Below are 19,126 nucleotides of genomic sequence, written 5' to 3' on the forward strand. Positions count from 1 at the left end.
ATCGATGGTGGAAGCCGTCATTCAAGATGGAGGTCGTCATTCAAGTTTGATGAGAGGCCCCGCGCCGCACGGGGCGGCACGGGGTAGGGCGTTCAGGTCGTTGATGTCGAGCGCTGCGATGCGTTGTCGAGTCGGCCTGGACGCAATCGGTGATGTAGCCGATCAAGGTAGAGGTAGACCACCGGCGTGGTGTAGAGCGTCAAGAGCTGGCTCAGGATCAGGCCGCCGATGATGGTGATGCCCAGCGGCGCGCGCAATGCGGCGTTTTCATCGGTGCCCAGCAGTAGCGGAATCGCGCCGAGAATGGCGGCCAGCGTGGTCATCATGATCGGACGAAAGCGTACGACTGCCGCTTCGCGTATGGCCTCGAGTGCGCTCAGGCCGCGTTCGCGCTCGGCACTGACGGCGAAGTCGACCAGCATGATGGCATTTTTCTTGACCACGCCGATCAGCAGGATGATGCCGATTAGGGCGATGAGCGTGAACGGCGTATCGAGCAGCATCAGCGCCAACAGGGCGCCGACCCCCGCCGAGGGGAGCGTCGACAGAATCGTCAGCGGGTGAATGTAGCTTTCGTAGAGAATCCCGAGGACCAGATAGACCGTCACTAGTGCGGCCAGAATCAGCCACGGCATGGCTTGCATGCCGCTCTGGAAGGCTCCCGCGCTGCCCTCGAAGTCCACCTGCACGGCGGTGGGTAGACGCAGGTCCTCCACCGTCCGACGGATGCGCTGGGTGGCGTCGCCCAGTGTGACGCCGTCTTCGAGATTGAACGATACCGTGGTGGAGGCGAACTGTCCCTGGTGGTTGACGCTCACCGGCGTAGTGCTTTCTTCGAGATGACTGAACGCCGAGACGGGAATCGCATCGCCTTCATCGTTGATGACGTGCAGTCGTGAAATGGCTTCCGGCTCGCTGCGGTGTTCGCTGTCCACTTCGAGGATCACGTAGCGTTGGTTGTCGGCATCGTAAAGGCTGGTGATGCTGCTTTGCGCGAAGGCGTTACCGAGCAGCGTGTCCACGTCTTGCATGTCGACGCCGAGGCGCTTGGCGGTATCGCGGTCGACTTTGAGCTCCACGGCCTGGCCCTCGCCCCGGCTATCGCTGTCGACGCCGGTCAGCCCGTCGACATCCTGCATGGCGTCACTGACGCGCTGCGACCAGGTATCGAGCAGCGCGAGATCGTCGCTCTTGAGGGTGATTTCGTATTGCGTGCCGGTATTCTCTCGGCCACCGATACGGATGTCCTGCAGGGCCATCATCGAGGTGTTGACGCCGGGAATATCGCCCATCGACGCGCCCAAACGGTTGCCGATGGCTTGCGTACCTGCCGTGCGCTGGCCTTCCTCCAGGGTGACGAACAAGGTCGCCGAGGCGCCCCCGCCACGACCGCCCATGAAGCCCAGCACACTATGTACTTCGGGCGCTTGAGCCAGACGCTCGCGAATGGTGCGCAACTTGGCCGACATGGCATCGAACGACAGGCTCTGATCCCCACGTACGAAACCGATCAGTCGACCGGTGTCCTGCTCGGGAATGAAGCCCTTGTCGACGGCGACGTAAAGGTAACCGTTGAGCACGATCACGCCGACCAGCGAGAGTAGCGTCAATCGTCGATGACGCAGGGCGATATCCAGGCTGCGCGAATATAGGCGCTGGCACCCTTGGCCGAAGGCGAGCAGGGCCGCTTCCCAGCGCGGGGGGCGGCGCTTGCGTCCCGGACGTAACCAGCGTGCACAGAGCATCGGCGTCAGGGTCAACGAGACCACCAGCGAGACTAGCACCGCTAGCGACAGGGTCATCGCGAATTCGAAGAACATGCGTCCGATGAAGCCGCCCATGAAGAGCAACGGCAGGAAGACCGCCACCAGGGACACGCTCATCGAGGTCACCGTGAAGCCCACTTCGCGCGCCCCTTGCAGGGCGGCTTGCCGGGGTGGCACACCTTGTTCGATATGCCGGGCGATGTTCTCGACCACCACGATGGCGTCATCGACGAGAAAGCCGATCGATACGATCAGTGCCATCAATGACAGCGTGTCGAGCGAAAAGCCCATGACATGCATCATCGCGAAGGTGCCGATCAACGACACGGGAATCGCCAGACTGGGAATCAGCGTGGCGCGGGCGTTGCGCAGGAACAGGAACACCACCAGCACCACCAGCGCGATGGCCAGCATCAGGGTGAGTTGGGTTTCGTGAAGCGAGGCGCGAATGCCCGGTGCTCGGTCGAGCTGCACGCTGAGCGCGGCACTTTGCGGCAACTGGCTTTCGATAGATGCCATGCGCTCGCGGATACCGGCGATGGTGTCGATGACATTGGCGCCGCTGCTGGCGCTGATGACCAGCAGCACGGCCGGTTGCTCATTCTGAAAGCCCACGTTGTAGCGGTCTTCCACGCCGTTTTCGATATCGGCGACATCACTCAAGTGCATCACCGCACCGTCCTCGCCACGCGCCACGATGAGATCCTCGAACGCCTCGGCTTTCATCAGCTGCGAGTCGGTGTCGACCTCCCAGCGTGTAGCGGGGGATGCCACGAAACCGGTGGGCGTGCTGGTAGTAGCACTGCGTATCGCATTGGCCACGGCCGTCAGCGATACGCCCGCATGCTCGAGCCGCCGCGGATCGAGTGACACGCGTACCGCCGGGGAGGAGCTACCGCCGACATTGACGTCGCCGACCCCGGGCACTTGCAGGATCGGTGGTGCGATGCGTTCGTCGGCGAGCTGGTAAAGCTCGCTGGTGGGCAGCGTGTCGGAGGTGACCGAGAGGATCATGATCGGCGCCGCTGCCGGGTTCATCTTGCGATAGCTGGGGCGACTGGTCATGGCGCTGGGCAGCAATGGCTGGGCATCGTTGATCGCGGCTTGCACCTCACGTGCGGCGTCGTCGATATCCTTGTCGAGCGCGAACTGGACGGTGATGCGTGTCGAGCCGTCCGAGCTGCTCGAGGTCATCTGCGAGATACCGGATATGCTCCCCAACGAGCGTTCCAGCGGCGTGGCCACGGTGGAGGCCATGGTCTCAGGGTTGGCGCCGGACAGGTTGGCGTTGACCACGATGGTGGGAAACGACACGTTGGGCAGCGGTGCCACGGGCAGACGCTGGTAGGCCAGCAGCCCGAGCAGCACGACCCCCAGCGCCAACAGCGCGGTACCTACCGGACGGCGCACGAAGGGGCTGGAGACGCTCACGCGTCCACCTCGGTGTCATGCGCATTGCCACGCCGGCGCCAGCGTTCGGCCAGCCGGTCGAAGAACAGATAGATCACCGGCGTGGTGAAGAGCGTCAGCAATTGGCTCAGCAACAGGCCACCGACCATGGTCATGCCCAGAGGGCGTCGCAACTCGGCCCCGTAACCGCTGGCGAGCATCAGCGGCAGCGCCCCGAGCAGGGCGGCGCAGGTGGTCATCATGATCGGCCGAAAGCGCAGCAGCGCGGCACTGTGAATCGCGCGATACGCCGACATGCCCTGTTCCCGCTGAGCCTCGAGCGCGAAGTCGATCATCATGATGGCATTCTTCTTGACGATGCCGATCAGCAGGATGATGCCGATGATGGCCACCATGCCCAGGGCGTTATTGCTGAGCATCAGGGCCAGCAAGGCGCCGATGGCCGCCGAAGGCAGAGTCGAGAGGATGGTCAACGGATGAATGTAGCTCTCGTAGAGCACGCCTAGCACGATGTACATGGTGATGACGGCGGCGGCGATCAGCCACAGCGTGTCGCGCGTTGAGGTCGTGAACGCCAGCGCGGTACCCCGGAAATCGAGCTGCGTATCGGCGCTGAGCACCTTATCGCGGGCCGTTTCCACGGCATCGAAGGCATCCGACAGCGAATAGCCGGGCGCGGCAGCGAACGACATCAACGCCGAGGGGAACTGGTTGAGGCGTTGATGCGACAATGCGGTGGGAGCCTCCTCCATGCTCACCAGGCTCGACAGAGGCACCATGGCGTCATCGCTACCGCTGACATACAGCCGGGAGAGAGCCTCGGGACCTGAGTCCTCGCCATGCGCCGCGCCCAGCACCACACGATACTGGTTGGACTGGGTGAAAATCGTCGAGATCAAGCGTTGGCCGTAGGCATCGTAGAGGGCATCGTCGATGTCGGCGACCGAGATACCGAGTCGACTGGCACGATCGCGATTGATACTGACCTCGAGCTTGCGTCCCGCGTTCTGAAGGTCGGTGGCGATATGCGCGATGGCCGGTGCATCCTCGAGACGCTCGGTCATCGCCGATACATCTTGTGCCAGTTGGTCGCGATCACCCTGAGTCAAGGCGAACTGATAGGGATACTGGCTGACGGTGTCTTCTAGCGTCAGGTCCTGCACCGGTGTCAGTGCCAGATCGATGCCGGGCACATCGGCGGCGGCATCGAGCAGCCGCGAGACGATGGTATCCAAGTCGGCGTCGCGCGCGTCGAGATCGGCCAGGTCGATTTGCAGCCGGCCGCCATTGAGCGTGGTATTGGTGCCGTCGATACCGATGCTCGAGGCGATATTGGCTACCGCGGGATCGTCCATCAAACGCTTGGCGAGATCCTGCTGACGTGCCGACATGGCACGATAGGACGTTGTCTGCGTGGCTGTGGTAATGCCGCGCAAGGTGCCGGTGTCCTGAATCGGGAACAACTGCTTGGGCGTCATCCAGAACAGTACGGCGGTCAGCACGAAGGTACCCAGTGCCACCCATAGCGTCGCCGTCTGGTGCCTGAGCACCGTGTCCAGGGCACGTTCGTAGCCGCGTGTGAGGCGCCCGAAGAGGCCTTGGCGGCTGCGTACCATGGATTCGTCATCGAGGGCGTGAGCGTCGCTCTCGGCATCGTCGGTGCGACGTCGCAGCCAGCGCGCGCAAAGCATCGGCGTCAGGGTCAGGGAGACGAACGCCGAGATGACGATGGAAATCGCCAGCGTCATGGCGAATTCACGAAACAGCACACCGACCACCCCGCCCATGAACAGCAACGGGATCAGTACCGCCAGTAACGAAACCGTCAACGAGAGGATGGTGAACGCGATCTGGCGCGATCCCTTGAGCGCTGCCTGCAAGGGCGTTTCGCCGCGCTCCAGGTAACGCGTGATGTTCTCGAGCACTACGATGGCGTCGTCGATGACGAAGCCGGTAGCGATGGTCAGCGCCATCAAGGTGAGGTTGTTGAGACTGAAGCCGGCCAGGTACATGGCGCCGAAGGTGCCGACCAGCGACAGCGGCACCGCCAGGCTGGGGATCAGCGTTGCCGGCAGATTACGCAGAAACAGGAAGGTGACCATGATCACCAGCGCGATGGCGAGGACCAGCTCGAACTGTACATCCTCGACGGCGGCGCGGATCGTGGTGGTGCGATCGCTCAAGATGTCCACATCGACGCTGCCCGGCAGGCTCTCCGATAACGCCGGCAAGCGACGTTCGATATCGTCGACCACGCCGACCACGTTGGCGCCGGGCTGGCGCAGCACGTCGACCAGGATCGCTCCCTCGCCATTGGCCCAGGCCCCCAATTGCGCGTTTTCCGCGCCGTCGTCGATGCTTGCCACGTCGCTCAAGCGTAGGGGCGCGTCGTTCTCGTACTTGAGGATGAGGTCGCGATACCCCGCAGCGGAGGTCAACTGGTCGTTGGCCTCGATGCTATAGGCGCGGTAGGGACCGTAAATGGTGCCCTTGGCCTGATTGACGTTGGCGCTTTCCACGGCGCTGCGCACGCTGGAAAGGTCGAGCCCGTGCGCGGCAAGCTGGCGCGAGTCGACGTCGATTCGTACCGCAGGGCGATTACCGCCGGACAGACGCACCTCGCCGACGCCGCTGATCTGGGCAAGTTTTTGCGCCAAACGGGTATCGACCAGGTCGTGGACCTCGGTCAACGGCAGGTTGTCGGAGGTGACGGCTAGCGTCAGCACCGGCGTATCGGCGGGATTGACCTTGCTGTAGCTCGGCGGGCGTGGCAGGTCGTCGGGCAACAGGGTTTCCGCCTGGTTGAGAGCGGCCTGCACTTCCTGTTCGGCGACGCCGAGATCACCATCGAGGCCGAAACGCAGCGTGATCAGCGATGCGCCCCCGGTACTGGTCGAACTCATGTCCTCGAGGCCGGCGATTTCTCCCAGCTCGTCTTCCAACGGGGCGGTGACGTGGGAAAGCATGACATCCGGTCCCGCGCCGGGGTACAGCGTGGTGACCTGAATGGTGGGAAAGTCGACCTCGGGCAGCGACGAAATGCTCAGTAGCCGATAGGTGAGCGCGCCCGCGATCAGAATGGCCAGCATCACCAGAGAGGTGGCGACCGGGCGCAGGATGAATAGCCGCGATGGATTCATGAAGCGTCTCGCGGCGTCTGCGTGTCGGCGTCATCGTCAGCCGTCGAAGAGGCGCTGGCTTCTCCCGGCAGGGCGTCGCTGACGACACGTACCTTGGCACCGTCACGCAGACTATCGACGCCGTCCACGACCACGCGTTCGCCCGCCGAGACGCCGCTGGCCAGGGCGCTACGATGATCTTCGCGGGCGCTGACGTCGACACCGTGTCGAGTCACCGTATCGTCGTCGCCGACGACATACACGAAAAGGCCGTCCTGGCCGGTCTGAATGGCGGGCGCGGGGACGATGACGCGATCATGCAGCGTGTTGACCGTCAGGCGTACGTCGACGAAGGCGCTGGGGTAGAGGCGGTCCGTCGGGTTATCGAAGCGCGCGCGTAGCCGCACGGTACCGGTAGCGGTATCGATCTGGCTGTCGATGCTGGTCAGTTGGCCTTCGAAGTGTTCGTCGCCCACCGTGGTTGCCGAAACGCTGGGCGCGTCTCCTGACGCAAGTTGCTCGCGCAGCGTCGGTACGTATTGGCTGGGCAATGAGAAGACCACCGAGATCGGGTCGAGCTGGGTGAGCGTGGCAATGGGATCGTCGTCGCCACTGGCGACCAGGTTGCCAGGGTCGACGTTGCGGATGCCGATGATGCCGGCGTTGGGCGCGCCGATGTCGGTATAGTCCAGCTGTACCTGGGCACTGTCGATATTGGCCTTGTCGCTGGCGACGGCCCCTTCGTACTGACGGACTAGCTGGCGCTGCTGTTCGAGTTCCTGACGGGAGATCGATTGACTCTGGACCAGTGACTCGTAGCGCTCGAGGTCCTCGCGGGCCGAGTTCAGTTGTGCCTGATCCTGAACCAATTGCCCCTGGGCGGCGGCGAGTTGCGCCTGATAGTCACGTGGGTCGATGGTGGCCAGGAGTTGTCCTTTCTCGACCTGCTCACCTTCCTCGAAATCCACCGTGAGCAGTTCGCCCTCGACACGCGAATACACGTCAATACTCGATAGCGAGCGTACGGTGCCCAGCGCGCCGACGGTAATCTCCAGATCGCCGCGTTGGGCCTCGATGGCGGCCACGGCCGTGCTTCTGTCGCTACTTGCATTGGCCGGCGCATCGCTTGACGGGTCGTCGGCTTGCCAGTTGGGGATCCACCACACGGCAAGGGCGATCAAGACGACGATGAGTAGTGCGATCCAGAGACGACGAGAGTGGGGCATGACGTGGCATTGGTCCTTGTCAGAGACATTCCGCTGTGGGTCGTGTTTGCGCCGGGGCGGACACGAGTCACCGGGTTGTGAGGCGCATTGTAACGGAAGGTTCCCTTTTTATTCAGCGTTCCCTAGCGATGAATCGGTAAGGCGATCGTGCACATTCTACGGGGGCGGTGGGCAAGAATTAAGGAAGGATAATGCAAAAACACCCGATGCGAAGTGCACCGGGTGTTCGAGGCAGACGTCATGTCGACGCAAGCATCGTCATGCCTTGCGGCGTGCCGGTGCGTCATGGGCGACATAATAATCGACATCGGCGGGCGGTAGCGGATCGCGCCCGCGCACCTTGTCGGCCATTTTCTCGGCGATCATGATCGTCGGCGCATTGAGGTTGCCAGTGGCGATCACGGGCATGATCGAGGCATCGATGACACGCAGCCCTTCGAGGCCATGTACCTGTCCCGCGCCGTCGACGACAGCCATCTCGTCATCGGCACTGCCCATCTTGCAGGTGCCGGCGGGATGGTAGGCGGTCTCTGCGTGCTGACGCACGTATTCGTCGAGCTCCGCGTCGCTTTGCGCATTCGGCCCCGGCGAGATTTCGCGTCCGCGATACTCGTCCATCGTTGGCTGCTCGATGATCTCACGCGTGATGCGAATCGCGTCGCGAAATTCCTGCCAGTCCTTTTCCTCGGACATGTAGTTGAACAGGATGCTCGGCGCGACTTTGGGATCGCGCGATGTCAGGCGGATACGCCCGCGGCTCATGGACCGCATGGAGCCGACGTGAGCCTGGAAGCCGTGGGCCTGTACCGCGCTCTTGCCGTTGTAGCTGATGGCGATCGGCAAGAAGTGGTACTGAAGATTGGGCCACTCTTCCTGGTCGTTGGTACGGATGAAGCCGGCTGCCTCGAATTGGTTGCTGGCGCCGACGCCCTTGCCTAAGAACAGCCATTCGGCACCGATCTTGGGCTGGTTGTACCACTTGAGCGCTGGGTATAGAGAAATGGGCTTCTTGCACTCGTACTGAATATACATCTCCAGGTGATCCTGGAGGTTTTCCCCGACACCCGGCAGCTCGTGTACCACGGGAATATCGAATTCCTTGAGGTGCTCGGGGTTGCCCACGCCGGAGCGCAGCAGGATCTGCGGCGAGGCGATGGCGCCCCCGCATAGCAGGACTTCGCGGCGCGCTTTGGCCTGCTGCGTCTGGCCTTTGCGTTCATAGCGCACGCCGACGGCACGTTTGCCCTCGAATTCGATAATATCGGTCGTGGCATGCGTTTCGATGGTCAGGTTGGAACGCTGCTTGGCGATATCCAGGTAGCCGCGCGCCGTGGAGGCGCGACGCCCGTTCGGGGTCGTCGTGCGGTCCATGGGGCCGAAGCCTTCCTGCTGGTAGCCGTTGACGTCTTCGGTGGCGGGATAGCCGGCCTCGATGCCCGCGCGGATGAAGGCGCCGTAGAGTTCGTTGTTGCCTTCCTTGGGCGTGGCTACCGAAACTGGGCCGTCGCCGCCGTGGTAATCATTGGGCCCGATGTCGCGTGTTTCGGCGCGCTTGAAGTAGGGCAGGCATTGCAGGTAGTTCCAGTCTTCCAGGCCGGGAATCTTGGCCCAGTTGTCGTAATCCAGCGCGTTGCCGCGCAGGTAGCACATGCCGTTGATCAGCGAGGAACCACCGAGGCCCTTGCCGCGTCCGCACTCCATGCGGCGATTGTTCATGTAGGGTTCGGGATCGGTCTCGAACGCCCAGTTGTAGCGCTTGCCTTGCAGCGGATACGCCAGCGCCGCCGGCATCTGCGTGCGGAAGTCGAAGCGATAGTCGGGACCGCCGGCCTCGAGCAGCAGGACCTGGACGTTCGGGTCCTCGGTCAAGCGAGTGGCGAGTACGTTGCCGGCGGAACCGGCCCCGATGATGATGTAGTCGAATTCACGAGCCTGTGTCATGAGCGGCCCTCCTTCACGTGGTCGAACGAATGACAGGGATGCGGACGTGGCCGGCTGTCACCGGCCACGGACACGCATCAGAACACGGCGGGGAAGGGCCCCATTTCGATCTGTACCGATTTGATTTGCGTGTACTGATCGAGCGACGAGAGACCGTTTTCACGGCCGATGCCCGACTCCTTGTAGCCGCCCACCGGCATTTCCGCCGGCGAATCGCCCCAAGTGTTGATCCAGCAGATGCCGGCCTGCAGGCGATGAATGACGCGGTGCGCGCGGTTCAGACTTTCGCTGAACAGGCCGGCGGCGAGACCGTAGGCGGTGTCGTTGGAGCGCCGGATCACTTCTTCTTCGTCGTCGAAGACCAGAATCGACATCACCGGGCCGAAGATTTCCTCGCGCACGATACGCATGTCGTCGCGGCAATCGGTGAAGACCGTGGGCGCGGCCCAAGCACCTTTGGCCCAGTCGACCCCAGAAGCATCGGCCTTATTCCAGCGACCGCCGCCGACCAGCAGACGCGCGCCTTCTTGGGCGCCAAGATCGATATAGCTCTGCACCTTTTCCTGGTGCTCGAAGCTGACCAGCGGGCCGAAGTTGACCGCCGGGTCCAGGGGATCGCCCGCCTTGATACGTTCGACACGCTCTTTGATCTTGGCCTCGAAGTCCGCCTGCACCGAGCGGTGGACGAAAACGCGCGTGCCGTTGGTGCAGACCTGACCGCTGGAATAGAAATTGGCCAGCATCGCAGCGTCGGCGGCGCGCTCTAGGTCGGCGTCCTCGAAGACGATCAACGGCGACTTGCCGCCCAGCTCCATGGTGACTTCCTTGAGCGTCGAGCCGGCGGCAGCGGACATGACCTTCTTGCCCGTGCCGGCTTCGCCGGTGAAGGTGATCTTGTCGATGTCGGCGTGGTTGGTAAGCATCTGCCCGACGCGGCCGTCGCCCTGCACCACGTTGAATACACCGTCCGGCAGGCCCGCTTCGGTGAGGATCTCTGCCAGTTTCAGGGTGGTCAGCGGTGTGACCTCGCTGGGCTTGAAAACCACTGCGTTACCCGCGGCCAGCGCCGGCGCGGATTTCCAGCAGGCGATCTGAATGGGGTAGTTCCAGGCGCCGATGGCACCGATGACGCCCAGCGGTTCACGGCGCGTGTAGAAGAACGAGTCCTCGCGCAGCGGCACCTGGGTACCTTCGATCGAAGGTGCCAGGTTGGCATAGTATTCCAGCGAGTCGGTGCCGGTGACGATATCCACGGCTTGCGTTTCACTGATTGGCTTGCCGGTGTCCAGTGTTTCCAGATGGGCCAGCTCGTCGTTACGTTCACGCAGCAGCGCGACGGCACGATGCAGGATACGGCTACGCTCCATGCCATTCATGGCCGCCCAGACGCGTTGTCCCTCGCGGGCCGACGCGACGGCATGATCGACATCTGCCTGTGCGGCCTGTTGGATGCTTGCCAGCACGCTGCCATCGACTGGGTTGATCGTGTCGAAGGTCTCGCCGGATGTGGCGTCGACGAATCGACCGCCGATGTAGAGCTTCTGTGTCTCGAAAGTGGCCATGGGTCCTCCCGCATCGTGAAAGTAAAAAATGGGATGCCGTTCAGGCATCCGTCGGCGCATGACATGTGGAATGAGCGAGCTGCTCTTCTACATAGTCATAGGCCAGTTGCCGGGCGCGGTCGACATCGATGCCTTGTGGCGCCAGTGCGCCGCGCAGCCAAAGTCCGTCGATCATCGCGGCCAGGCCGCGTGCCGCCTGTTGTGCTTCGGGCCTGGGCATGCAACGCCGAAAGTGGTGGCAGAGGTTTGAATACAACCATCGATCGTTGACGCGTTGCAGCCGTTGTAGATCGGTACGGTGCATGCTAACTGACCAAAACGCCAACCACGTCTTCATGACGGTCTTGTTGACCTGGCTTCGGTCGAAGTTGCCATCGATGATGGCACGGATGTGCTCCCGTGGACTTTCGACGCCGCCGCGTGCTCGGCGCTTGGCGACGGCGTCGCCAAGATCCCAGAGAATCTGGCGCATGGCCGATTCCAGTAGCCCGTCCTTGCCGCCGAAATAATGGCTGATGATGCCAGCCGAAACGCCAGCACGCTTGGCGATGCGGGCGATGGTGGCGTCTGCCAGGCCGACGTCATCGATGGTTTCCAGTGTCGCCTGGATGAGTTGGCGGCGGCGAATGGGTTGCATACCGAGTTTGGGCACCGAGCGTTCTCCTCTGCTGACGGGTGTGGCGACCTAGCACTCGGACCTTCAAGCGCCACCCAACGTCTACCTCATTATGGGATGTTTTTATTGAACGTTCAATCAATAAAAAATCTGCTATCTTTCCATGGTAAATGAAATCCATAGTGGAAAAGAATTGCCGAATTCATTTAGCATAAAAAAACGTTATTGAATCGTCATTCAATGACTATATCAACATCAACGCAAGGGAGAACTCCATGTCTAACAAGACTCCATTGATCGCGCTGCTGGGCAGTGCCACGTTGCTTTCGCCGCTGGCCATGGCGGATACGCCGGAGGAATGCCAGCCCGTACGTTTCGCCGAAGTCGGCTGGACGGATATCACCGCCACCACGGCATTGACGCGTGAGGTCCTCGAAGGGCTGGGGTATGAGACCACCTCCAACTCCGTTTCCGTACCCGTGGCCTACGCCGGCATGAAGAATGGCGACTTCGATGTATTCCTGGGCAACTGGATGCCGTCGATGGCGTCGATCAGCGACGAGTACATCGACAAGGGCCAAGTTGATCGCCTGGGCGCGAACCTCGAGGGCGCCAAGTACACCTTGGCAGTACCGCAGTATGTCTATGATGCCGGTGTCACCTCGGTCGAAGACTTGGACGATCATGCGGATCAGTTCGGCAGCCGCCTGTATGGCATCGAAGCGGGCAATGACGGCAACCAGATCATTCAGCAGATGATTGACGATGATGCTTTCGGCTTGGGCGACTGGGACCTGATCGACTCGTCCGAATCGGGCATGCTTGCCGAGCTCAACTCCAGAACCCAAAACGACGAGTGGATGGTGTTCCTCGGCTGGGAGCCGCACCCCATGAACACCAACTACGACATGGCCTATCTGAAAGATGCCGATGACTACTTCGGTCCTAATCTGGGCGGCGCCACGGTGTATACCAACACCCGTGCCGATTACGCCGAGGCATGCGGCAACGTGGGCGAGTTGCTCAATAACTTGAGCTTTACTCTGACCATGGAGAACGAAATCATGGGCGCGATCATGGATGACGGCGAAGATCCGCGTGATGCTGCCCGTGCCTGGCTGCAGGACAATCCGGACGTGCTCGACGAGTGGCTCGATGGGGTGACCACCGTCAATGGCGAAACCGGCCTGGATGTCGTGAAGCGTAAGCTCGACATCGACGCATAAGCGTCGCACCTTGTCACTGCCATGGGCTTGCCAAGCGGCAAGCCCATGTGCATAATCCGCCTCCGTCGCCAAGCGTTCCTGCTATGCGATATGTGGCTACGTAGCTCAGTTGGTTAGAGCACATCACTCATAATGATGGGGTCCCCTGTTCGAGTCAGGGCGTAGCCACCACCTCCCCCCTAGCTGTCATCTTCCGCAAGTCGTTTTCTTGTACCCTTGCCGATTGGCCCTCGTCATGCATGACGTATGCGCAGCTCCCTGTTTCACAACGGGAAATTCGATGCCTTCGGCGCCCTTCATGGGAACGAATTTACTTTCAGCCTTGACGCCCTCGATCGAATCCGTATACTACGCCGCGTGCTCCGGCATCGTTCCCCGATAGCTCAGTTGGTAGAGCAAATGACTGTTAATCATTGGGTCGCAGGTTCGAGTCCTGCTCGGGGAGCCAAAACCGGATCGCGCTCGGCGATCCCCGATAGCTCAGTTGGTAGAGCAAATGACTGTTAATCATTGGGTCGCAGGTTCGAGTCCTGCTCGGGGAGCCAACTTCCCGCCGAGTGACATCGCTGATATTCCCCGATAGCTCAGTTGGTAGAGCAAATGACTGTTAATCATTGGGTCACAGGTTCGAGTCCTGTTCGGGGAGCCAAGCGATATTTTATGCAGCATTAACGCGCACTGTTGACCGTTTCGGTCGCCCCTTCCTCGCGCGGTATCTTTTCTTTCTGCAGTGATTTCAATAAGCGTCGTATTTCCGGATGGTGGAAAAACTCCCCCAGCTGTTTCGCGCGCGTTTCCCCAATGCCTGAATAGCCTTGCCAAGCGGATGACGTCCATTGCGTGAGCTCACGCATGTCGTGTCGTGCGAGTATCGCCTCGAGGGCGTCCTGCGGGATGGCAGGGAGTCCCAGAGCACGTAGCCAGCGCCGTGGGGAGCGTTTATCGGCCGTTGCAAAGAGTGTGCGCCAATCATGTGCGGTCTTGGTGCCGACGCCGGGTAGTGTCTTGAGGGCTCGGGTATCTAGCGTGCGCCAGTCGAGAAGCTCCTCGATGAGCCCGGCATCGACGAGTTGGCGCCATGTGGCGGGACCGATGCCTTCAAAGTCTAAGCCGTTGTCGCTACCTAGCCACTCGAGCCGAGCGAGGAATTGTTCGCGACACGCCGGTGCCAGGCGTAGACACGACAGGCGGTCGTAACGGTCGGCAGCGGGCGTCGCGACCGGTGGACGCGGTCGCGTGCGTATGACCACGTCCTGGAGCTGCGGGATGGTCAGGCCGGCCAGGCGCAGCCTGACTTGATCGCCTGGGCGCACGTTCGTTTTGCGCCAATGCGCCAGCGAGCCAAGGCTCACGTGGGTGATGCGCTTGTCGCCAAGCATGACCGGCGTCAATGTGGCAACGGCAGTGATGCGGCCGGTGCGGCCCACTGTGAAGTCGAGTGCGTCGACGTGTGCGATCGCCTGCTGGGCGGGATACTTCCAGGCCATGGCCCAGTCGGGAGGCGAGGCCTCCCACTCGTGTCCGTCGGGACGGTCGCCACGCTTGACGACGATCCCGTCGGTGGCGAAGGGCAGGGCGTGGTTGTACCAGTATTCGCGCCACCGGGCGACGTCTTCCGGCGTGGTGACTGCGTGCGTGGTATCGGCGACCTCGTCGAATCCCCAGTCGACAAGCGTGGCAAGACGAGCGGGCATGGTGGCTGGCCCATCGGGCCAGCCCCAGACGAATAGGCCGATTTCCTCGCCCTGGCGATCCGTCAGTGAATCGCGAGCCATTAGCCCGGCGACACGGGCGCGTGCGCCGTCGAGGCCATCGTGGGATTGCGTATGCGCGTCGCGGCGTGCGTAGAGCTCGCCTTGTAAAATGACGCGTGTGGGCGCCGTGTCGGGAAGCTTCAACGGGATCGTCGCGATGTGCGATACCTTGGCAAGCCAGTCTTGTCCTTCGATGCCGTCTCCACGGCTGATTGCCGCGACCAGGCGCGATTGCCGGTACATCAGGGTGACGGCGACGCCGTCGACTTTGGGTTGTATCCACAGTGGATGGCTTGTCTGCTGTGTGATCCAGCGTGCTACGGCGACGCGGTCGGGAAGCTTGTTCACGCCCGTCTGCGGGATCGGGTGGCGTTGCGCGCCGTCGGGTTCATGCAAGGCGATGCGCGAGGCGGCCAAGGAGGGGAAGCAGTGCGCCCAGTGGGCCAGTTGGCGCTTGGCGGAGTCGTAGGTGCCATCGTCGACCAGTCGCCGTCCTTGGTGATAGTAGGCCTGGTCCCAACGCGCGAGTTGGGCATTGAGCGCCTGGTAATCTTCTTGCAGCGTCCGAGGTGGTTGTTGAGGGCACGTCGTAGCCGATACCGGAGTGCCCATGACGAGAGCATAGGCAACGAGGCCCCACAGGAGCCGGCGTCCCGAGAGGCGGGGCATGCTGCAGAGTAGAAGGGATAAAACGACGCGGAAAGAACGACAGAAGGCTGGCATAAAGGATTCAAGGCTTCCAGTTATTAGTTAAATCTCATTTAACTGGAAACGATGAAAAAGGCCAACCCTCTGGCGTCGAGTATTGCCGCCGGCGTATGCCGGCGGCTTGACGCTTACTGCGTTTCTTTCAGGTGTGCATAGTCGAGCAGGATTTCCGCTGCCTCGATGACTTGCGCGCGATCGACCGGCTTGTCGTCCTCTTCCTCGTCTTCTGGATCGTCGCTCTCGCGGGCATCGGTCCATTCCTCGAGCTGATCGAGCCCCAACGCCTTGCGGCGTTGATTCTCCAGCGAGAGTTGCTCGGCCTCCTGAGCGTCCATCTCCCGTTGGCGCTGCTCGCGATTCAGGCTGATGCTGGTTCGTTGCTCCTGGAGCTGCTTGGCCAGCGTGGCCTCGCGTTCGAGATAGACGAAGTTGGGGTCCTGCTTGGCGCGTTCGTCATGCTTCGCTTGCAGCGTGTCGAGATAGCGTTGTGGCTCGCCGTATCGGCGGTACTGTACGGAACGCACCTTGTCCCAAGGCAGGGCGTTGTCGAGTGCGCTTTCCCCGATGTCGTCCTTGCCGATGAGGCTGGGGAAGGTGATGTCTGGTTCGACGCCGCGCAATTGGGTGCTCTCGCCCGTGATGCGGTAGAACTTGGCGCGGGTCAGCTTGACCTGGCCATGGCTGAGGTCATTGAGCGTCTGCACGGTTCCCTTGCCGAAGGTCTGGTTGCCCACCACCAGGCCGCGACCGTAATCCTGGATCGCGCCAGCGAAGATCTCCGAGGCGGACGCCGAGAGGCGGTTGACCAGCACGGTCAGCGGACCGTCGTAGTGGGTGCCACGGTCGGAGTCGCCGTAGAGGTTGATACGGCCACGGGCGTCGCGCACCTGCACGGTGGGGCCCCGATCGATGAAGAGGCCGATCAGCGAGTTGGCTTCTTGCAGGGCGCCGCCGCCATTGTTGCGCAGGTCCAGGACAATGCCCTCGACGCCTTCCTGCTTGAGCTTGTCGATCTCCTTGGCGACGTCTCGCGTGCTGCTGCGGTAGTCGCTGTCACCGGCCTGCCAGGCATCGAAATCGACATAGAAGGTGGGCACGTCGATCACGCCGACCTTGTGATCCTCGCCTCCGCGAGTCACGGTCACGACCTCGCTGCTGGCAGCCTGATCCTCGAGCTTGACGGTGTCGCGGGTGATGCGAACAGTGTGCGTGCGCGTCACGTCGACGGCCTTGGCAGGAATGACGTCGAGACGCACGGTCGAGCCCTTGGGTCCACGAATCAGGTCGACGACCTCGTCGAGGCGCATGCCCACGACATTGACCATTTCGCCATTCTCGTCTTGTCCCACCGCGACGATACGATCGGCGGGCTCCAAGGCATCGCCCTTGTCGGCGGGGCCGCCGGGCACCAGGCTGGACACCTTGACGTATTCGCCTTCGCTTTGCAGTAGCGCACCGATACCTTCGAGCGAGAGCTTCATTTGGATATCGAAGGATTCGCTCTGACTGGGCGAAAGGTAGTCAGTATGCGGGTCGACGGTGCCGGTGACGGCGTTGAGGAAGAGCACTAGGACGTCTTCGGCGTTGGTCTGTTCGACGCGGGAGAGCTGGTTCTCATAACGATCGCGCAGGGTCTCGGCGATGTCCTCGGCGTTATCTTCTTCCGGGGCGCTGAGAGATTGGGTTAGCGCGGCATTCTTGAGGCGCTTTTCCCAAAGCCGATCGAGCGCATCCTGCTCCTCGGCCCAGGGTTCGTCTTCACGGTCCAGCGCCAGGCGCTCGTTGCTCTGATAATCGAAATCGTTGCCATCATCGAGGCGCTCGATCATCCATTTCAGACGTGCTTCCAGGCGCTCTTGGTAGCGAGCGTAGAGTTCGTATACGCGTTCCAGTTTCCCTTCGTCGAGCGCCTCGTCGAAAGAGGAGTCGAGATCCTGAAAGTCCTTTACGTCACGTGATAGCAAGTAGGCGCGTTGGGGGTCTAGTACATCAAGATAGCGCTGAAACGCTCTCGACGACCACTCATCGTCCAGGTTGATATCGGCGTAATATCCATATCGCAGCGATTCAGCGACTTCCGTCGCTGCTTGCCGCTGTTCGTCGGTGGGTGTCGGGGCATCGGCCAATGCCGGGGCACAAACCACCAGCCACAGTGACAAGATCGCCGCGCGCCGAGCGGCTGCAAACAGGCTCATTAATCAAGCACTCCCGGTTTCATGTACACTCTCGTTCCCAGATTGCCGGTTCCTTGAGTTGAGTTTTCTCAGACCGGACTGGCATTGTAGCAGTCTGTATCATCCGTCACAGACACTTCTCCGAGGACGCCATGGCTCACGCCCCCACCCTTGATCGCTTGTTACATTTTCTCGAACGTTCCCCCACGCCTTGGCATGCCGTCGACAATATGGCCCGACGACTCGAGCAAGCGGGCTACCGTCGCCTCGAGGAAACCGAGACGTGGCAGTTGGCGCCCGGCGAACGTTTTTACGTGACCCGTAATGATTCGTCGTTGATCGCCATGCAGGTGCCGGAGGAGGGCCTAGGCGGGTTGCGCATGATCGGGGCGCATACCGATAGCCCGGGGCTGCGGCTCAAGCCCCAGCCAGTGGTCACCGGCAACGACTGGCTTCAATTGAGTGTCGAAGTCTACGGTGGGGCGTTGTTGGCACCTTGGTTCGACCGAGATTTGGGCCTGGCCGGGCGTGTCCATGTACGACGCGAGGATGGGCGACTGCAGGGCGTATTATTGCACGTTGATCGTCCCGTCGCGATCATCCCCAGCTTGGCGATTCATCTCGACCGCGAGGCGAATAATGGGCGCGCGCTGAACGCTCAGACACAGATGCTGCCGGTCATGCTGCAGGGCGGTAGCGAGCCCGACCTGGAGAAATGGCTCAAGTGCTGGTTGTATGAGCAGCACGGCTTGGAAAACATCCAGCTGATGGATTATGAACTCGCCCTCTACGACATGCAGCGGCCGTCGCGTGTGGGCGTCGAGGGCGAGCTGATCGCCAGCGCGCGCCTCGATAATCTACTGTCGTGCTTTATGGGTATCGAAGCGCTGTTGGCCAGCGATGGCCAGCAAGGCGCGGTATTCGTCGCCAACGACCATGAAGAAGTGGGGAGTGCCAGCGCCAGCGGTGCCCAGGGCCCGTTTCTGGGGGACGTGCTGCGCCGCGTGCATGCCCAGTTGGGCGAGGGAGGCGAAGAAGGTTGGGTGCGTCTGATTCAGGGCTCACGCATGATTTCTTGTGACAATGCCCACGCCCTGCACCCTAACTTCCCCGAAAAGCATGATGCCAATCATGGCCCGACGATCAACGGCGGCCCGGTGATCAAGGTCAACGCCAATCAGCGCTATGCCACCAATAGTGCCACGGCGGCGATGTTTCGAGATATCTGCCGCGAGGCGGGAGCGCCAGTCCAGACGTTCGTCACGCGTGCCGACATGGGATGTGGCAGCACCATCGGGCCGATTACCTCCACCGAACTCGGGGTGCCGACGCTGGATGTTGGAGTGCCACAATGGGGGATGCACTCGATTCGCGAAACCGCCGGCAGCCGTGACGCCGACTATCTGATTCGTGCGTTGACGGCTTACGTCAATCGCGCCGAGTTGAGCTAGCCCGGATACTGGCATACGAAAAAGCCCGCCAACAAGGATGTTGGCGGGCTTTTTTTGCATATCTTGGTGGCTACGCCCTGACTCGAACAGGGGACCCCATCATTATGAGTGATGTGCTCTAACCAACTGAGCTACGTAGCCGTTCAATGCGGGCGAATACTACGTGTAACTCC

Annotated in this window: 10 protein-coding genes and 5 tRNA genes; 6 read left to right on the plus strand and 9 right to left on the minus strand. The window is 61.6% G+C overall.

What is annotated here, in order from left to right; all coding sequences use genetic code 11:
• Positions 1 to 92: 92 nt before the first annotated feature.
• The 6 genes from SR908_RS14905 to betI all read right to left on the minus strand — a co-directional run bounded on the left by SR908_RS14905 (position 93) and on the right by betI (position 11,676).
• A complete protein-coding gene (locus SR908_RS14905) occupies positions 93 to 3,197 on the minus strand; it encodes an efflux RND transporter permease subunit (RefSeq protein WP_246921282.1) in 3,105 nt (1,034 codons plus the stop codon).
• On the minus strand, positions 3,194 to 6,316 hold the full coding sequence (locus SR908_RS14910) for an efflux RND transporter permease subunit (protein WP_246921280.1): 3,123 nt from the start codon (positions 6,314 to 6,316) through the stop codon (positions 3,194 to 3,196). Before SR908_RS14910 ends, SR908_RS14905 begins: the two co-directional genes overlap by 4 nt.
• Complete coding sequence (locus SR908_RS14915) at positions 6,313 to 7,521, minus strand: efflux RND transporter periplasmic adaptor subunit (RefSeq protein WP_246921278.1); 1,209 nt, start codon at positions 7,519 to 7,521, stop codon at positions 6,313 to 6,315. The genes SR908_RS14910 and SR908_RS14915 overlap by 4 nt, the downstream gene beginning before the upstream one ends.
• A 258-nt stretch (positions 7,522 to 7,779) precedes the next feature.
• Entirely contained in the window at positions 7,780 to 9,462 is a 1,683-nt protein-coding gene (betA, locus tag SR908_RS14920; RefSeq protein ID WP_246921276.1) for a choline dehydrogenase, read from the minus strand.
• Positions 9,463 to 9,539: 77 nt separating this feature from the next.
• Positions 9,540 to 11,024: a betaine-aldehyde dehydrogenase gene (gene betB / locus SR908_RS14925; protein ID WP_097023192.1), complete on the minus strand. Its 1,485-nt coding sequence runs from the start codon at positions 11,022 to 11,024 to the stop codon at positions 9,540 to 9,542.
• Between the two features lie 40 nt (positions 11,025 to 11,064).
• Positions 11,065 to 11,676, minus strand: a complete 612-nt coding sequence (gene betI / locus SR908_RS14930) for a transcriptional regulator BetI (protein WP_175575867.1) — start codon at positions 11,674 to 11,676, stop codon at positions 11,065 to 11,067.
• Positions 11,677 to 11,915: 239 nt separating this feature from the next.
• Here betI and SR908_RS14935 point away from each other — a divergent pair, with 239 nt between their 5' ends.
• The 5 genes from SR908_RS14935 to SR908_RS14955 all read left to right on the plus strand — a co-directional run bounded on the left by SR908_RS14935 (position 11,916) and on the right by SR908_RS14955 (position 13,515).
• Positions 11,916 to 12,866 (plus strand): choline ABC transporter substrate-binding protein, encoded by a 951-nt coding sequence (locus SR908_RS14935; RefSeq protein WP_075369174.1) that lies wholly within the window; start codon positions 11,916 to 11,918, stop codon positions 12,864 to 12,866.
• Between the two features lie 94 nt (positions 12,867 to 12,960).
• Positions 12,961 to 13,037, plus strand: a tRNA-Met gene (locus tag SR908_RS14940).
• A 201-nt stretch (positions 13,038 to 13,238) separates the two neighbouring features.
• Positions 13,239 to 13,314: transfer RNA gene (locus SR908_RS14945), tRNA-Asn, on the plus strand.
• A 21-nt stretch (positions 13,315 to 13,335) separates the two neighbouring features.
• Positions 13,336 to 13,411 (plus strand) — tRNA-Asn (locus tag SR908_RS14950).
• Positions 13,412 to 13,439: 28 nt separating this feature from the next.
• Positions 13,440 to 13,515, plus strand: a tRNA-Asn gene (locus SR908_RS14955).
• A gap of 19 nt (positions 13,516 to 13,534) precedes the next feature.
• Here the strand turns inward: SR908_RS14955 and ligB are convergent.
• Together ligB and SR908_RS14965 are read right to left on the minus strand one after the other, a co-directional pair.
• Positions 13,535 to 15,289 carry an NAD-dependent DNA ligase LigB gene (gene ligB, locus SR908_RS14960; RefSeq protein ID WP_281504806.1) on the minus strand — a complete coding sequence of 585 codons (1,755 nt, stop codon included), beginning with the start codon at positions 15,287 to 15,289 and terminating at the stop codon, positions 13,535 to 13,537.
• Between the two features lie 167 nt (positions 15,290 to 15,456).
• The gene (locus tag SR908_RS14965; protein ID WP_246921271.1) at positions 15,457 to 17,523 is read right to left on the minus strand and encodes a carboxy terminal-processing peptidase; all 2,067 of its coding nucleotides are present in this window, start codon (positions 17,521 to 17,523) and stop codon (positions 15,457 to 15,459) included.
• A gap of 131 nt (positions 17,524 to 17,654) precedes the next feature.
• Here SR908_RS14965 and SR908_RS14970 point away from each other — a divergent pair, with 131 nt between their 5' ends.
• On the plus strand, positions 17,655 to 18,953 hold the full coding sequence (locus SR908_RS14970; protein ID WP_246921269.1) for a M18 family aminopeptidase: 1,299 nt from the start codon (positions 17,655 to 17,657) through the stop codon (positions 18,951 to 18,953).
• Positions 18,954 to 19,017: 64 nt separating this feature from the next.
• Here the strand turns inward: SR908_RS14970 and SR908_RS14975 are convergent.
• A tRNA-Met gene (locus SR908_RS14975) sits at positions 19,018 to 19,094 on the minus strand.
• Positions 19,095 to 19,126: the final 32 nt, after the last annotated feature.

The organism is Chromohalobacter canadensis (assembly GCF_034479555.1).
Taxonomy (GTDB): domain Bacteria; phylum Pseudomonadota; class Gammaproteobacteria; order Pseudomonadales; family Halomonadaceae; genus Chromohalobacter; species Chromohalobacter canadensis.

Excerpts from the sequence above, each read along its gene's own strand:
- SR908_RS14935 (WP_075369174.1), top strand. The coding sequence starts at position 11,916 with ATGTCTAACAAGACTCCATTGATCGCGCTGCTGGGCAGTGCCACGTTG.
- SR908_RS14915 (WP_246921278.1), bottom strand. The coding sequence starts at position 7,521 with ATGCCCCACTCTCGTCGTCTCTGGATCGCACTACTCATCGTCGTCTTG.
- SR908_RS14970 (WP_246921269.1), top strand. The coding sequence starts at position 17,655 with ATGGCTCACGCCCCCACCCTTGATCGCTTGTTACATTTTCTCGAACGT.
- SR908_RS14910 (WP_246921280.1), bottom strand. The coding sequence starts at position 6,316 with ATGAATCCATCGCGGCTATTCATCCTGCGCCCGGTCGCCACCTCTCTG.
- betB (WP_097023192.1), bottom strand. The coding sequence starts at position 11,024 with ATGGCCACTTTCGAGACACAGAAGCTCTACATCGGCGGTCGATTCGTC.
- ligB (WP_281504806.1), bottom strand. The coding sequence starts at position 15,289 with ATGCCCCGCCTCTCGGGACGCCGGCTCCTGTGGGGCCTCGTTGCCTAT.
- betA (WP_246921276.1), bottom strand. The coding sequence starts at position 9,462 with ATGACACAGGCTCGTGAATTCGACTACATCATCATCGGGGCCGGTTCC.
- SR908_RS14965 (WP_246921271.1), bottom strand. The coding sequence starts at position 17,523 with ATGAGCCTGTTTGCAGCCGCTCGGCGCGCGGCGATCTTGTCACTGTGG.